Consider the following 15,479-nt stretch of genomic DNA (forward strand, 5'->3'; position numbering starts at 1 on the left):
CGCCAATGGTACTTCGTCTCAAGACGCGGGAGAGTAGGTCGCTGCCAGGTCTGCTAAACGCACGTAACATTCTCTTTAGGATGACAAAGCCCCGCCAAACGGGACTTCGGGGCCGCGAAAGCGGCCTTTTCATTTGGCGAGGTGGAATTTCGGTAAGCGAAAGCTTATCTTTATATGGTTGACGCGGGATGGAGCAGCCCGGTAGCTCGTCAGGCTCATAACCTGAAGGTCGTAGGTTCAAATCCTACTCCCGCAACCAATTTTACTTGCGATGACCCCGCCTTTCCGGCGGGGTTTTTCGTTTGGACCGAAAGCATAAGGATTCCAGCAAGATCGCCCCGAACCTCGATCGCGATCTTCCTGTTCTCTGGCTTCAGATTGATGTCCTCAACCAGTGAGCGGATGATCTCTGCAGCTTCCATCCGCTTTTCCTCGGAATCGTGCTGCAGTGCCTCATAGAGGTTCAGCACCCGCATGCGATACTGCTGGGCCATCGCCGGGTGAAGAAGCGGAGGCGGCTCGTCCACCGTCTCCAGGAAGGATGTAAGCTCCGTCTTACGAGCCCGAAGCTTATCCCCACGCTCCTTCACGTCTTCCACGGACAAGGCATCCTTGAGATAGAGGTCCATCAATTTTTGAACCTCGCGCGCGATCCTTTCCAACTCGCTCTCGGCTGCTTCAATATTCGCCCGGCTCTCTATTCGGAGGCGGTTTGTCTCTTGGGTATAAGCGTCACAGAATTCCGCGAAGAGATTTGGATCAAGCATGCGGTTTCGAAGCGCGTTGAGCACGCGCGATTCGAGCTCGTCGCGCCGAATGTTCACCCGATTGGAACAAGTGCCTTTGTTGCGCGCGGTCGAGCAGCCCAAATGCGTAGCCGAAATCGCCGAGTAGCCCCCGCCACAGCAGGCACACTTCAGCAGCCCGGAAAACAGGTGTTTGGGGCGGCGGCGATAAGTGGCCGTAGCGAAATTTCTATTGCCCATATCGTCGCGGCCGATAGCATTCTTGGCTTGGCGCGCCTTCACCGCCCTCCAGAGTTCATCATCCACGATGCGTAATTCGGGCGTTTCCTGTGTGACCCATTCAGATTCCGGGTTCGGTCTAGCTTGGCGTTTGCCAGTGTCCGGGTCCTTGACGAAGCGTTGGCGGTTCCAGACGAGCTTGCCGATATACATCTCGTTGTTGAGAATGCCGTTCGCACGCTTGGGATTACCGCTGATGGTGCTAAAGCCCCACACGCCGCCCGAAGGAGAGGGGATGCCATCCTTGTTCAGCGCCGTGGCGATTGCCTTAGCTGACTTACCGATGGAATAGTCGCGGAAAATTCGTCGGACTACATTGGCCTCTTTCTCGTTGATGGCGCGGTCGCCTCGAACCAGTTCGCCTTGGCTGTCATATTTCTTGACAACATCATAGCCGTAAGAGTTCCCGCCTCCCGACTTGCCCGCTTCAATGCGACCACGCTGTCCGCGCCGCGTCTTGTCAGCCAGATCTTTCAGGAAGAGCGCATTCATCGTACCCTTGAGGCCAACATGCAAATGGGTGACTTCCCCTTCCGATAATGTGAAGATCTTCACATCCGAATAGGACATGCGCTTGAACACGCCGGCAATGTCTTCCTGGTCGCGCGACAGACGGTCCATTGCTTCGGCCAGGATCAGATTGAAGCGTCCCCGCGTTCCATCAGAAATTAGGGCTTGAATTCCAGGGCGCAGCAAGGAGGCGCCCGAAATTGCGTGGTCCGTGTACTCCTCGACGACTTGCCACCTTTCTCTTTCGGCGTACAGGCGGCACATGCGCAGCTGATCGGCAATCGAGGCGTCACGCTGACTATCGGAAGAGTAGCGAGCGTAGATTGCGACTTTCAAAACACTTCTCCCGTCCTCAGGAGTCGTTCGGGCCCCGCTTCGTTTTTTGTGCCTCGAAATTTTGCCGAGCGAGTTGTCTGCCGAGCAGCCGGGCCAGCCGAACAAGGCGTGGGTCCGGGTCTCCGCGCGGCGTGAATGCGAGTGCCGGCACCTCGAAGAGCGTCGCTTCGAGCAGCTGTTCGCGCTCGATTTGCGAAATAACCTCCAATCTGCGTGGTTGGTGTGCCATCGGTCCAAGGATTCATAGACAAGTCCAAACAAACAAGTGGAATCACCGGAAGACTGTTGGCGCCGAAAGAAGCGGGGCCGCGTGTGACTTCGCGAGCCAGCGCGGCCTGGCGCGTGCCGGCATAGCCAAATAACCTATGGAAGCTGTTCGAATACCGGATCATGGGAACTCTGAAGCGCGCGTCCAGCCATGGCGACGATAACGGTATATGGATAGTTATGGCTAGCACAGCGGTATGCAAGGAATATTCAATCTCGATGCGCCTTCCCGAGCAAGATGACGGCGGTTAGAGATTCGGTGAGCGAGCATAATGTCCACCTGGGTGGAGCTTGACGCTCGCCGTGCTTGGGTTCCCTTGATCTTCTGTAGGTGATACAAAACCAAGGACTATAGAACTTTAACTCCGAGCTTTCGTATCAATGTCCGAACCCTCCTCTCAGCGCCAAATTGCTCACGCTCTTCTGAGCGCGCGCGGAATCGCGCGCCTAGTGGAACTGCGCGATGCCGGAGTGACTGCCGCCACAGTGAGCCGCATGGAGCGGGATGGTGAGGTGCTCCGACTTGCCCGAGGGCTCTACCAGCTTTCCAGCGCGCCGCTCGACGCCAATCACAGCCTGGCCGAGGCTGCCAAGCGTGTACCCAAGGGCGTCGTCTGCCTTGTGTCGGCCCTCGCATTCCATGGCCTGACCGATCAACTTCCAAAGCAGGTGTGGCTGGCGATAGGTCGGAAGGATTGGGCTCCAAAACCTGACAACCCGCCAATTCGTATCGTGCGATTCACCGAAAGCCTGCTCGCTGAGAGTCTCGAAATTCATGTCGTCGAGGGTGTATCGGTGAAGATTTTTGGCGTAGTCAAAACGATCGCGGACTGTTTCCGATATCGCAACAAGATCGGCCTGTCGGTGGCGATCGAGGGTCTCCAGGAAGCGCTCCGCCAGCGCAAGGCCACGGCCAGCGAGATCGTCAGACAGGCTGAGCGCGGCGGTGTCTCCACAGTGATCCGGCCGTATCTTGAGGCGCTGACTGCCAATGGCTAGGGAGATCAAAAACATCGGCGCTTCGGTGCGCGCTCGCCTTCTGCAACTCGCCAAGGCAAGCGGTCAGAGCTTCGACCTGGTTCTGACCCGTTTCGCGCTTGAGCGCCTCCTCTTCCGGATCAGCCAATCACAGCATGCGGACCGTTTCGTGCTGAAGGGCGCTATGCTGATGATGAGCTGGTTCGATGATCCGCACCGTGGCACGCGCGACCTCGACTTGCTGGGCCTTGGCGATCCAAGCGCCGAGCCGATGCTGGTGACATTTCGGGAGATCCTGGCGCAGGACGCCGGCGATGGAGTCGAGTTCGACGCTGATGCCCTCCGTGTCGACCGTATTCGCGAGGAACTGCAATATGGCGGGCTCAGGCTACGGACGACGGCTTCAATCAGCGGTGCGCAGATCAGCGTGACGATTGACATCGGTTTTGGCGATGCACTGGAGCCGGGCGCTGAGGCGTTGGACTATCCGTCTATGCTGGACTTTCCCATGCCCCGGCTGCGGGGGTATGCGCGGGAAACTGTCATTGCCGAGAAGTTTCAAGCGATGGTTGCGCTGGGGCGTGCCAACAGTCGGATGAAGGACTTTTACGATATCTGGATACTCAGCCGGTCGTTTACCTTCGACGACGACAGGTTGCCACGAGCGATCGCTGCCACGTTCGGGCGCCGGGGAACGGCGATACCTCAAGATCTGCCGGATGCGCTGACTCCGGCCTTTGCCGAGGATGCGCAAAAGCAACGACAATGGCGAGCCTTTGTCGGAGACGTCGCTCACGATCCGGGTGATCTTTGGAACGTCATTGGTGACATAGCGGCATTTCTCATGCCTCAGGCCGCGGCAGCAGCGAGATTGAGCGAATGAGACGTTCAGCCCGATGTGAATACTGCATCGCTTGATGCTTGAGGACATTCCTCCCAGCGTAGGGTTCCTTCGATAAAATGCGGGCTTGAGATGTTGCGAAGGATCTCGGATGCGATGATCGAGCCGTACGACGATACCGCTCCAACCGGTGAGAAAATTACAGAGTACGATCGAACGCACATTAAGCTCTATTTGCGTCTGCTCGATGCCGAGACTGAGGGCGCGGACTGGCAAGAGGCGTCTCGGGTCCTTTTTGGGATTGATCCAGCGCGTGAACCGCAACGTGCGAGAAAAGTCTACAAAAGTCATCTGGCCCGTGCCCGCTGGATGACACAAACAGGCTATCTTCTTCTTTTGCGTCGATCCGGCGATGGATGCCGGTAGCAAACCTAGGTGATGCAGAACGAGCATCGCCCGATGTTCTCTGAAGGACTTCCGCCACTTGCTGCGGCCGGTAATTGTTTCTGATCCGACTTGCGTATTGTCTGCGAGGAAGTGATTTATGAAGCCGGATACGTCCCAATGGCGAGATCACAGCAGTTATGATTTTTTTGATGCTCTTTCGACCGAAGGTCTTGCCTGGGAATGCCTTCGTCGCTCCGCTGACTATCAGCGACAATATCGGCTGCTGGTAGCCGCCGGTGCGGAAACGACAGCGCTGGCCCCCGCAGCACAGCAGCGTTGGGGGTTGCGATTTCCCGGCCCGCCCAGATTTATCTGCATTAGCCCAGAACGTGTTCTGGTCGCCGGCCGTCAACCCGGCCGTGCTTACGCTGACAGAGATCCCCGATTTCCTGTTTTCCAGGCAGTCTAGATCTTCTCCCGATTTTGCCACGTACCGCGATAGTCCTGAGGGACACTATGCCGTTCATAACAGTGCCCCAACCATACAAATCGTTCTGCGCCCGGGCCTCAGGCCCGGCAGCTCTGTTGCCGCGTTGATCCCACTTGACACCGAAACGCTTGGACGGATTGAAGCACTCAGTCGGTTCTGGCGCGCATGGCAGGAGCAAACGGTGCCGCCAGACACGCGGATAACAACTCAGCGCCGCCGTCGGCTGCGTCTTATGATGCGAGCCGCCGACGGGCGCGACAACGGCGCGAGCTATCGCGAGATCGCGAAGGCTATCTACGGGGAGTTCCGCGTCGCGTCCGAACCCTGGAAGACCTCCCCGCTTCGCGACACGGTGATCGGGCTTGTCGAAGGCGCAGTCGCCATAATCGGTGGCGGTTACCTTCAACTCCTTCGTCATCGTCGCCGGTCTTAAACGTCGGACATGCGCTCCGCAAATGGGACTCTGCTTTCTGTTCGCCATCCCTCGTGAAACGTCGGAGATCACAATGGGGCGAGGCGCGGGTACTCGTGAACCGAGTACCTCGGGCATTGTCCGCCATGCGGCTTTGCCTCCTGAGCCCAGGCCCTTCGGGCGTGACGGACGCCGCCCTTGGTGTGCGGCGAAGTTGTTTTCCAGACCTTCCCGGCGGCGCGGTGTGGGCGGCTCTCCCTTCTAGGCCCGCCGCGGCAGCCCGCAACCCTCCGCTTCCTGCTCCAGGTCCTCCACTTCGTTGCGGTCCTTCGGATGCCGGCCGCCTCTGACGGCGGGCCTTTCCGGTCGTTTTCGCCGCCCACCCCGCTTTCCGGGGAGGGCGCAGCGAGATTGCGAGCGGAGATTTCATCATGCGCAAGACCGGCAAGCGTCCAGCCCATGGCGAGGGTGTTGTAAAAAGTGGCCAGCAGCCGAGGCCCAGCCTTTATTCCGAAATCACGGATCGCATCATCGCCGATCTGGAGCACGGCTGTGTGCCTTGGGTGAAGCCTTGGGGCAGGGCGAAGGCGGCCATCGGCCTGCCGAAGAACGCCGCCACCGGGCGCGGCTATTCCGGCATCAATATCCTGATCCTGTGGGGGGCGGTCATCGAGCGCTCTTACCCCAGCCAGCGCTGGTTGACCTTCCAGCAGGCGCTGGCCCTCGGGGGCTCCGTCAGGAGGGGCGAGCATGGCACGACCATCGTGCATGCAGGTCGCTTCATTCCGAAGGATGAGAAGGAGCGCGCCAACGCCGAAGACATCGAGCCGCAGGCCATCCCCTATTTGAAGCGGTTTACCGTCTTCAATGTCGCGCAGTGCGAGGGCCTGCCGGAACACATCTACGAACAACCCGGACCGCTGCCTGAGCGCGAGACGGTCCCGCATGCCGAGGCTTTGATTGCAGCATCGGGCGCTGACATTCGAATTGGCGGCGATCGCGCTTTCTACATGCCCGGTGCCGATTTCATCCAGTTGCCGCCGCAACCGGCGTTCTTCGAGCAGATCAATTATTACCGCACCTGCTTTCACGAACTCGGCCATTGGACCGGGCACCAGACACGTCTGGCCCGCGACCTGTCCGTTTCGTTCGGATCGAAGGCTTACGCGCGAGAAGAACTGACCGCCGAGATGGCGGCCGCATTCGTCTGCTCGACGCTCGGCATCGAGCCGACCGTGCGACATGCCGACTATGTCGGCTCGTGGCTGGCGGTGCTGCGCGAGGATAATCGCGCGATTTTCCGTGCCGCCAGCCTCGCCTCCAAAGCTGCTGATTTCCTGCTCGCTTTCGACACTGGCGCGGAACGCCAGCCGCAAAAGGGCATCGCTGCCTAAGCGCGCGACCGCCTCAACCAGATCACTTAAAACGAGGAACGCTCCCATGATCCTGATCACGGATGAATTGCGCGCGCGGCTGCTCGCCAACGGCGCCGTCGAGACCGAAACCGACCATGTCCCGGTGGTGAAACTGTTCAACCCGGTCGGGGCCGCGACGTGGCTTCTGACCGAACTCGACGCGTACGGCGACACGCTGTTCGGGCTCTGCGATCTGGGCTTCGGCTTTCCTGAACTCGGCAGCGTCAGCCTTGCCGAACTGCAAGCGGTCAAGGGGCCGCTTGGCCTCGGCATCGAGCGCGATCTCTATTTTGCGCCGCGCTTTCCGCTCTCGGTCTATGTCGAGGCCGCGCGCGTCGCTGGCCACATCACCGAGACCGAACAGCTTTTGCGGCACGCGGCTGCAGCACTTGCCCTTGCCCATTCCGAGCTTCCGCCCGACGCGGGCGGATGACGCGCGCCGCTCGGCGCAAACAGGCCCGCCGCTCGGCCTGCGGCCTCGCGGTGGGAAGCAACCTCAACCAGAGCCAAAGGAGAACGACCATGCAACTCGCCCATGTTGAAATCGACAAATTGAGCATTTCGCCCGCAAACATGCGGCATTCGAAACGCCCTCCGGATGTCTCCGATATCCTTCCGTCAGTCAGGGCGCGCGGCGTGCTGGTGCCGCTTCTGGTGCGGCCGAACGGCTCGCCGGAGACCTTCGAAATCGTCGCCGGACGGCGGCGCTATTTCGCGGCAAGGGTGGTTGCGGATGAGCGCGGCGAGGCCAAGACCTTACCATGCGCCATCATGGAGGAGGGCGATGACGCCGATGCCTTGGAGGCTTCGCTGATCGAGAACATCGCCCGTCTCGATCCGGACGAGGTCTCGCAATGGGAAACCTTCACGCGTCTGGTCAAGGAAGGACGCGCCACCGCCGACATCGCTGCCACCTTCGGCATCACCGAACTACAGGTAAAGCGCGTGCTGGCGTTGGGACGTCTGTTACCCAAAATCCGCGAGGCTTATCGCAAAGATGAGATCGATGCCGACACAGTGCGCCATCTGACGATGGCGTCCAACGCCAAGCAGAAGGAATGGCTGGCGCTGTTTGCCGACCCCGAACAATACGCTCCGCATGGACGTCACTTGAAGCAATGGCTGTTGGGCGGCCAGTCGATATCCACCAAGGTGGCGCTGTTCGCCATCGAGGATTATGGCGGCCAGATCGTTTCCGATCTGTTCGGCGAGGACAGCTATTTCGCTGATGCCGATCTGTTCTGGCAAAAGCAGAACGAGGCCATTGCGGCGAGACGCGCGGCCTATCTGGAAGCCGGTTGGCGCGAAGTGGTGGTGCTGGAAACCGGCGCGTATTTCTACAATTGGGAACACGAAAAGACGCCGAAGAAGAAGGGCGGCAAGGTCGTCATCACAGTCTCGCAGCGCGGCGAAGTCGAGTTTCATGAGGGCTGGCTGACGCGCAAGGAAGCGCGGCGTGCCCGCGCTAGCGATGATGGCGGCGAGCAAGATGAAACGCCCGCCAAAGCATCCCGTTCGGAACTCACGGGGCCGATGCAGAACTATGTCGACCTGCACCGGCACGCGGCGGTACGCGCCGTCATGCCGGATCATCCGGGCGTGGCCTTGCGGCTGATGGTGGCCCACGCAATTGCCGGCTCAACCCTGTGGCAGGTGCGTCTCGAACCGCAGCGCGCCGCCAACCAAGCCATCGCGGAAAGCATCGCCGCGAGCACCGCGGAAGCGGCTTTCACCGGGAAGCTGCGCGCGGCTTTGGCATTGCTCGCTCGATCCGACGACGACACCACCGTCGCCGGTGGCCACGGTGATGACGTCACTCTGGCCACCGTTTTCGCTCAGCTGCTGGCGCTGTCGGACGAGGATGTCGTCCGGGTTCTGGCCGCCGTTATGGCGGAAACCTTGGCGGCTGGCAGTGCCGTTGTCGAATTTCTCGGCGCTCATCTCAAAGTCGATATGGCGGCTTGCTGGCAGGCCGACGACGCCTTCTTCGACCTCATTCGCGACCGCGAGGTCGCCAATGCCATGCTTGCCGAGATCGGCGGCAAGGCGGTCGCTGACGGCAACGTTGTGGAGAAGGTGAAGACGCAGAAAAGCATCATCCGCGATTTCATTGCGGGGGAAAACGGCAGGCGCAAAGCCGATGGCTGGCTGCCGCGCTGGATGAAGTTCCCGGTCGAGAGCTACACCGATCGCGGTGGTTTCCGTACTGCCGACCATTGGGCCGAGGTCAAGCCGCTGATCGTCTCCGAATGATCGTCATAGGGCAGGCGGCGGCAGATTGGATGGCCGCCGCTTGCTCCGCTCCCAAGCCGCAATCGGCTTGCTCGGCTGTCGCGCGCTACTACAAGCTTTGACCGGTCCGGTTCAGGCCTTCGCATCATCAGCCAACTGCGGCAGACCCGCTTTCGACCGTTGGGGAGAAATGCGCATGCCTGAATGGGCGCAATCGCTCCAGGCAAAGCATCGGACGGTCTCGCAAGTCCTCATCGCCACATGGTCCGCGGGCGCTGCCCGAACGCGGTGCAGCCAAATCCCCAGGCGCTCTGCCGAGGATCATTCCCCTGCGGCTGGCTTGTCGACCTATGGGCGATCCGGCCCGCCCGAAACCCTCGACCGACCACTTTTTTCCCCGCCGCCTGCGGCGGCTCCTCGCGCCGCTTCGCTCCAAAAAAGCCGCCTGCTCGGGTCCGCCGCTGCCGCTTCGGCCCTGTCGGGTTCGGGCTGTCCGGACGCGCCCATCACGGTCCGCCATCGCAGGGGAATGGTCCCCCGCGAAACACTCGAAGGAGATTTTAAAATGACCGCGATCGGATACGTCACCAAGCAGGACAACGGCGCCTACAAGGGCCAGCTCAAGACACTCAGCCTGCGCGCCGACATCGACATCGTGCCCAATCAGGCCAAGACCGCCGACAACCATCCCGACTTCCGGGTGCTGGCGCAGGGCGTCGAAGTTGGGGCGGCCTGGATCCGGACCGGCGAGACTTCCGGCAAGGACTATGTGAGCCTGTCGATCGCAGCCCCGGAGTTCGGACCGCGCAAGCTCTACGCCAATCTCGGCCGCGCCGCCGGCCACGATGATGACGACACCTACGCCATCATCTGGAACCCGGCCGACTGACCGGCAGCCCAAAAGGCACCGCGCCGCGCAGGCGCGGCGCCTCCCGTCCAGGAGCCGATCACTCCCAACCTGCGCTGCCATGGGGTGGGGATTCCGGCCTCCTCAAGTTCCCCATCCCCCGCGAAGTCCTTTCTACGCCACCGTGGTCACCGCCCGCTGCTCAACGCCAGCGACCGCCCGACAACCCCGGAGGCCCTCCCATGCGACCCGATCTCGCCGTTCTCCCGCCACGCTTCCTGCGCACCAAGGAAGCTGCCGAATTCCTCAGCCTGTCCGCCCGCACATTGGAAAAGCACCGGACTTACGGCACGGGCCCAGCCTATCGCAAGCTGGGTGGACGTGTCGTCTATGCTATCGACGACCTTCAGGCCTGGACCCAACGCGGAGCCGTCACGTCCACGTCTGATCCCCGTGGTTCGGTTCTGCCGGCAAAGCGCCAGACGCTTCCCGACCGCCCGCAGCCGGGTCGCTACGCACGCTGATCGGGTCGCTTCCTTGCATGGTGTGGCGACCTCTTTCGGAGCGCGGGCAGCTCTGTTCCGGACGTTCCCTGGCGACGTCGCGCCAACCACGGTCCTCCGGCGCTACGCGATGGAGCGCCCAAGCTTCGCGGCCAGATCAACATCGTCGCCGTTTTGGCGCGGCATCAGTGCCGCCGACATGCAGCGCGAGCCTCTCGCTCGCGACTATCCGCAACATCAGGAGAACCCACATGACCGGCATCGCGGCTTCTGGCGCACGACGCGGCCCCCTGTTGGCCGCGCTCCCCGTCGATAATCTGACCCACGTTGAACTGATGTGGGTCGAGAAAAGGCAAGAGAACTGGATAAGGTTCGGCAACCAAACGCACGAACAGATTCTCGATCGCCGCAGGCGTATCGTGTCGTTTCGCCCTGGCGCTGTCTTCGCGCTCGTGCGCTGGGCAGCGAGCGAGTTCGGTACGATCATCTCTCGCATCGACATCGTGCGTGCAGTCACGCGGAGCGAAGCTTATCAGACACTGCCCTTCGTGCGCCCGGGCGGCGAAATCCTGCTCAAGATCGAGAGCTGGCCCAAGGTGGAGCGCGTGCTGCAGATGATTGACGCCATCGAACGTCTTGGCATCGATCCCCATGCGGTTTCGCCCGATCATTGGCGGCAAATCCACAACCGGATGACGGTCGGCCAGGAACCCCGCACCTATACGCTCGGCCAGCATCGCGCCTCCCTCTTGCGCAGGAGAGTTGAAGGGTGACTCGCGCCAGCATCATCTTCTTTACCGCAGTCGCCGCTGCCGGTGTCAGCTATCCTAGCCTCGCGCCGATGCCAGTCAAACTGATCTGGAACGCATCGGCTAGCGCGCCGACCGGCCTCTACACGATCGCGCCGGCAGTTCGTCTGCAAGTACCCGAACTGGTCGCTTTTCACGCGACCGGGCTGCTCGCGACCTTCCTCGCCGTGCGCGGCTACGTCCCCGAAGGCGTACCGCTGATGAAGCGAGTCCGCGCGATTGCCGGACAGACAGTGTGCCGCACGGGCCTGGTCATCACGATCGACGGCATCGAGGTGGGAGCTGCGCTCGAACGCGATCGCGCCGGCCGCGACCTGCCGGTCTGGCAGGGCTGCAAGCGCGTCCCGAGCGGCGCCGTTTTCCTGATGAACTGGCAGGTCCGCGACAGCCTCGACGGCCGCTACTTCGGCCTGACTCCCACCAGGCAGATCATCGGCCGCGCAATCCCACTGTGGACCGACGAGGCCGGCGACGGCCGCTTCATCTGGCGTCCGCCGACACACTAATCCGCTCACCACCCTGCAACCGAAGGAGTTTTCCATGGCCAACATCGGCACATTCCTGAAGACCAAAACCGGCTATACCGGCCGCATCCGCACCCTCGTCATCGACGCCGAAGTGGTGCTCATCCCCGCGAAGAAATCCGACGCCGAAAAAGCGCCGGACTTTCGCATCCATCGCGGCGACGCCGACGGTCCTGAAGTTGGGGCCGCATGGAAGGAGACCGGCGACAAGGCCGGCGACTACCTGTCGTTGCAGCTCGACGACCCGACGCTCACACAACCGATCCGCGCAAACCTCTTCCGCTCCGACGGCGATGACAGTGCCTGGGCGCTGCACTGGAATCGTCCGAAGCCGCGCAATGCCCGGGATTGACGTCAATGCGGTCCCGCGCCATCAACGCGTTCAAGACCCTTATCCTTTTGTTCGCGGAAAGATCGGCTCATCCCTCTGTCCCGCTCGACCCTAGGACGGCCAGCCCGCGCAGCGGAGGTCAAGGGTGGCCCACGGCCGGCATTTCGCGCGCACCCTTGACCGGAGCGAGCTCGCTGGCAGACTGGCGTCAAAGCGGAGATAGGGCGCTGTTGCGTTGCGCCGTCGTTGTGGCGATCGGTGCACTTTCTGTCTGCACTGGATCGAGTATCGCACTCGCGCAATACGCGCCGGTCGGCCGCCTAGCCACCGCCGATCCCTATTCAGCGCATGTCAGGGAGGCATCGCGGCGCTTCGGCATTCCCGAACGCTGGATTCTCGCGGTGCTACGCGACGAGAGTGCGGGCGATGTGCGCGCCATCTCGTCGGCCGGGGCAATGGGGTTGATGCAGGTCATGCCCGACACCTGGGCCGAGTTGCGCGTTCGTCATCGTCTCGGCCGCAATCCCTATGACCCTCGCGACAACATACTGGCCGGCACGGCATATCTCCGCGAGATGTGGGACCGCTACGGCGACATCGCCGCCATGCTAGCGGCCTACAATGCCGGGCCGGCACGTTTTGACCAGCACCGCGCGAAGGGCCGTCCGCTACCCGCAGAAACACGAGCCTATGTCGCTGCCCTTGCGCCCGTGCTGCGTGGCAAACGTCCCTCGAAAATCGCATTGTTCTCTCTCCCGCCGCCTGACTGGCGTGAGGCGACGATCTTCGTCGTACGCGAGGACGGCGCCCCTGCGGCCACGTTCGCCTCTCCCATTTCGGTAGCATCGCAGACGCCCCCAACCGTACAGCCAGAAGGGCTTTTCATCACCCGCCATGGCGATGGAAACCGGCCATGATCGATTCTGCGGCACTTCGCATCCCCTCGTACGCTCGCGTGCCATGGAGAACGCCGGTGTTGGAGCCAGGTACCACGACCGTATGCGTCCGGGGCCTGCACATGACGTCAGGTCTTGACAGGGTTTGCCGCTTTCCAGTTCCACGGCAGCAATTCATCGAGCCTGTTGACGGGATGTCCGTCGACCATTCGCTGAAGCACGTCGGCGAGGTAGCCGTAGGGTTCGACGCCGTTGAGTTTGGCGGCTTTGACAAGAGAACAGACGATCGCCCGACGGTCGCCGCCACCATCGCTGCCGGCGAACAGGTGGTTCTTGCGGCCAAGGGCGATGGGGCGGATTGCGTGTTCGACGTGGTTGGTGTCGAGCTCGATGCGACCGTTGTGCAGGAAGCGGGTCAGCCCGGCCCAACGCGAGAGCGCATAGCGGATCGCTTCGGCCAGTGTGCTGCGACCGGAGATCTGGACAAGCTGAGCTTCCAGGCAGGCGTGCAAGGCGACCACGACAGCCTTCGATCGGTTCCGCCGCGCCGCCAGCCGATGCGCTGGCGATTGACCACGAACGTCGGCTTCGACGGCATAGAGTTCGCCGATCCGTCGCAAGGCTTCCATCGCGATCGGCGCCTTGGTGGCCTCCGCGACGTCATAGAACTTGCGCCTCATGTGCGCCCAACAGGCGGCGAGAACGATGTCGCCCTTGCCGCCGAGTTGCTCAAACCCGGCATAGCCATCGACATGCAGCACGCCCTTGAAGTGCTCGAGATGCGAGGCAGGACGTTCGGCCTTGCGGTCTGGCGCGAACAGATAGACCGCAGCCGGCGGTTCCGGTCCGCTCCATGGTTTCTGTTCGCGGGCATAGACCCACAGCCTGCCGGTTTTGGTGCGGCCACGGCCCGGATCAAGCACCGGAACCGGCGTGTCGTCGACAAAGAGATGGTTGGAAGCGAACACGCTTTTGGCAAGCCGCGCATGCAGAGCCTCGAGCCACCAACAGGCGCCACCAACCCATCCGGCGAGCGTCGAGCTGCCAGATCGACGCCGTGCCGCAAGGGCAGGCCTCCAAACACGCTCGGGAGCGCGCCAGTCGATGCCCTCGATCAACATCGCAAGCTGCGCCGGCGTCAGTGTGATCGAGCCGTCGAAGCCCGCCATCACCGGCCACACGAAGCTGCCCTGGTCGAGCCGTTTTGTGAACAGGCACAGTCCGTTTCCATCCCAGAACAGGATCTTCAGCATCGATGCCTTTTTGCCGCGGAAGGCAAACAGATGGCCCGAGAACGGGTCCTGCTTCAGCGTTTGCTGCACCAGCATGGCGAGCCCGTCGAGACCTTTGCGCATATCGGTGTAGCCCAGCGCCAGATGCACCTTCACGCCCGCGGGAACGATCATCATGGTCCTGTTCCCTCGCTTTCGAGATGCTCACGAACGGCGTCCGGATCGCTGACGGCCGGTGCGAAGACGCGCCGGCCGTCAGGCAGATCGATCGCCGCCATTCCATCCGGCGGTTGCACGAGATCACGCAGCAAGAGCGCCGCAGGTGTGCCGTCAGTCAGCGCGACAGGCGCAAGCTTGGCGCGCTTCTTCTGCGCCACGCCGAACTGCACGCGCCAGCGGAACAGCATGCCCGTGACGATCCCGTGCTTGCGCGCGACCTGCGAGACGCTGACGCCAGGCTGGTCGCTCTCTAGCACGATGGCATGCTTTTCCGCGTCGCTGAAGAAGCGCCGGGCAGGTTGTCGGCGCGCGCCAGGATCATCGCTCGGCAGGGCTGTCAAGCGCGTTTCCGCCGGCATTGCGCTAGCACTAGTGCTAACGACCGGACGGGCGGAGGGATGAAGATGAGCCCGCCAGTCGATTTCGACCTTGCCTTGGTCCAGTCGGTCACGCCATGTGCGCAAGCTCGTCGGCGACAGATGCAGCACTGCAGCGTATTCGCGAATGCCCATGCCGCTCCAATTCATCGCCTCGACATGCATTGCCCAGTACGCTTGGACGGCACGGTTGCGCACATCCGTGCTCACCGCGAAGCGCCGCCGAACCCGCTGTTTCTGCCGCTTCGCTCGCGCTTCCAGGCGCTTTTGACGGCGCAATTCCGCCTGATATTCCGCGTGTTTGCGCGCCGCGTCGTTACCCGCGAAGTACTTCAGCCAGCGATCGAGCGTCTCCTTCGTCAGGCGATGCACGCGGCAATATTCCGTCCGCGTCAGGCCGCTGCGCTGCCACGCTTCGACGTGAACCACCCAATAGGATTGCCGCGCCTCGTTCTCGAAATGTCTCAAATTCACCGGAGATCCTCCATGCTACGAAGGAGCCCGACATGGCACGCGAATGCACTACTCAATCTGGGTGCAGAGACCGGACGCTTACCCACGACCGCGCGATGGCGAGATAAAAGGGCGCAACGTGCGCCTCGGTCGGGTGGTTGTTTTTGCTGGGTTTTCTTGGAAGCTTCGCACCGTGCAGCGATTTTGCGCAACGTGCGCCGACAGCCCATCATTTTGATTTCTCGATGCCTTTTGCACGTCGCAGGACAGCGCCATGGCGGATGAGCGCGACTTCCGCATCCGTCCGGGGCGCATCCGTTCGACACGTGCGCAGCAGGCCCGGCCCTTCATTGCGCAGGCGCTGGCGGCCGCGCAGAAGGCCGGCGGCCGCGTGT

16 protein-coding genes, 1 tRNA gene and 2 pseudogenes are annotated in these 15,479 nt (G+C 61.9%); 15 read left to right on the forward strand and 4 right to left on the reverse strand.

Annotated elements, in window-relative coordinates; all coding sequences use genetic code 11:
* The first annotated feature begins 182 nt into the window (after nucleotides 1–182).
* A tRNA-Met gene (locus L4923_RS28925) sits at nucleotides 183–259 on the forward strand.
* Here L4923_RS28925 and L4923_RS28930 read toward each other — a convergent pair.
* Entirely contained in the window at nucleotides 216–2,132 is a 1,917-nt protein-coding gene (locus L4923_RS28930; protein WP_343304420.1) for a recombinase family protein, read from the reverse strand. The two genes, L4923_RS28925 and L4923_RS28930, sit on opposite strands and share 44 nt — an antisense overlap.
* A 387-nt stretch (nucleotides 2,133–2,519) precedes the next feature.
* Between L4923_RS28930 and L4923_RS28935 the strand changes: the two genes are divergently transcribed.
* The 14 genes from L4923_RS28935 (at nucleotide 2,520) to L4923_RS29000 (ending at nucleotide 12,824) form a co-directional block, all read left to right on the forward strand.
* Nucleotides 2,520–3,137: a type IV toxin-antitoxin system AbiEi family antitoxin domain-containing protein gene (locus L4923_RS28935; protein ID WP_239370563.1), complete on the forward strand. Its 618-nt coding sequence runs from the start codon at nucleotides 2,520–2,522 to the stop codon at nucleotides 3,135–3,137.
* Nucleotides 3,130–3,999: a nucleotidyl transferase AbiEii/AbiGii toxin family protein gene (locus L4923_RS28940; protein WP_239370564.1), complete on the forward strand. Its 870-nt coding sequence runs from the start codon at nucleotides 3,130–3,132 to the stop codon at nucleotides 3,997–3,999. Before L4923_RS28935 ends, L4923_RS28940 begins: the two co-directional genes overlap by 8 nt.
* A 72-nt stretch (nucleotides 4,000–4,071) precedes the next feature.
* Entirely contained in the window at nucleotides 4,072–4,383 is a 312-nt protein-coding gene (locus tag L4923_RS28945; protein WP_425531030.1) for a DNA -binding domain-containing protein, read from the forward strand.
* 118 nt (nucleotides 4,384–4,501) lie between these two features.
* A complete protein-coding gene (locus L4923_RS28950) occupies nucleotides 4,502–4,813 on the forward strand; it encodes a transcriptional regulator domain-containing protein (protein WP_239370566.1) in 312 nt (103 codons plus the stop codon).
* Nucleotides 4,764–5,267, forward strand: coding sequence for a DUF2285 domain-containing protein (locus L4923_RS28955; RefSeq protein WP_343304414.1), 504 nt, complete (start codon nucleotides 4,764–4,766; stop codon nucleotides 5,265–5,267). The genes L4923_RS28950 and L4923_RS28955 overlap by 50 nt, the downstream gene beginning before the upstream one ends.
* A 410-nt stretch (nucleotides 5,268–5,677) precedes the next feature.
* Entirely contained in the window at nucleotides 5,678–6,640 is a 963-nt protein-coding gene (locus tag L4923_RS28960) for an ArdC family protein (protein WP_239370568.1), read from the forward strand.
* 46 nt (nucleotides 6,641–6,686) lie between these two features.
* Entirely contained in the window at nucleotides 6,687–7,094 is a 408-nt protein-coding gene (locus L4923_RS28965) for a DUF2958 domain-containing protein (protein WP_239370569.1), read from the forward strand.
* A gap of 89 nt (nucleotides 7,095–7,183) precedes the next feature.
* Nucleotides 7,184–8,914, forward strand: coding sequence for a ParB/RepB/Spo0J family partition protein (locus L4923_RS28970; RefSeq protein WP_239370570.1), 1,731 nt, complete (start codon nucleotides 7,184–7,186; stop codon nucleotides 8,912–8,914).
* A 544-nt stretch (nucleotides 8,915–9,458) separates the two neighbouring features.
* Nucleotides 9,459–9,782: a DUF736 domain-containing protein gene (locus tag L4923_RS28975; RefSeq protein ID WP_239370571.1), complete on the forward strand. Its 324-nt coding sequence runs from the start codon at nucleotides 9,459–9,461 to the stop codon at nucleotides 9,780–9,782.
* A gap of 200 nt (nucleotides 9,783–9,982) precedes the next feature.
* Nucleotides 9,983–10,264: a helix-turn-helix transcriptional regulator gene (locus L4923_RS28980; protein ID WP_239370572.1), complete on the forward strand. Its 282-nt coding sequence runs from the start codon at nucleotides 9,983–9,985 to the stop codon at nucleotides 10,262–10,264.
* Between the two features lie 230 nt (nucleotides 10,265–10,494).
* Entirely contained in the window at nucleotides 10,495–11,016 is a 522-nt protein-coding gene (locus tag L4923_RS28985; protein WP_239370573.1) for a DUF2840 domain-containing protein, read from the forward strand.
* Nucleotides 11,013–11,558 (forward strand): S26 family signal peptidase, encoded by a 546-nt coding sequence (locus tag L4923_RS28990; RefSeq protein WP_239370574.1) that lies wholly within the window; start codon nucleotides 11,013–11,015, stop codon nucleotides 11,556–11,558. The genes L4923_RS28985 and L4923_RS28990 overlap by 4 nt, the downstream gene beginning before the upstream one ends.
* 34 nt (nucleotides 11,559–11,592) lie before the next feature.
* Nucleotides 11,593–11,928, forward strand: coding sequence for a DUF736 domain-containing protein (locus tag L4923_RS28995; protein ID WP_239370575.1), 336 nt, complete (start codon nucleotides 11,593–11,595; stop codon nucleotides 11,926–11,928).
* A 209-nt stretch (nucleotides 11,929–12,137) separates the two neighbouring features.
* A complete protein-coding gene (locus tag L4923_RS29000) occupies nucleotides 12,138–12,824 on the forward strand; it encodes a lytic transglycosylase domain-containing protein (RefSeq protein WP_425531029.1) in 687 nt (228 codons plus the stop codon).
* 107 nt (nucleotides 12,825–12,931) lie between these two features.
* Here the strand turns inward: L4923_RS29000 and tnpC are convergent.
* The 3 genes and pseudogenes from tnpC to tnpA form a co-directional block, all read right to left on the reverse strand.
* Nucleotides 12,932–13,866: pseudogene (gene tnpC / locus L4923_RS29005) on the reverse strand (IS66 family transposase); the annotation flags it as partial.
* Between the two features lie 34 nt (nucleotides 13,867–13,900).
* Nucleotides 13,901–14,212, reverse strand: a pseudogene (tnpB, locus tag L4923_RS31255) (IS66 family insertion sequence element accessory protein TnpB); the annotation flags it as partial.
* Nucleotides 14,209–15,105, reverse strand: coding sequence for an IS66-like element accessory protein TnpA (tnpA, locus tag L4923_RS29010; protein WP_239370578.1), 897 nt, complete (start codon nucleotides 15,103–15,105; stop codon nucleotides 14,209–14,211). The pseudogene tnpB and the gene tnpA, both read right to left, overlap by 4 nt.
* Nucleotides 15,106–15,479: the final 374 nt, after the last annotated feature.

It is taken from the genome of Terribium retamae (assembly GCF_022347545.1).
Lineage (GTDB): Bacteria > Pseudomonadota > Alphaproteobacteria > Rhizobiales > Rhizobiaceae > Mesorhizobium > Mesorhizobium retamae.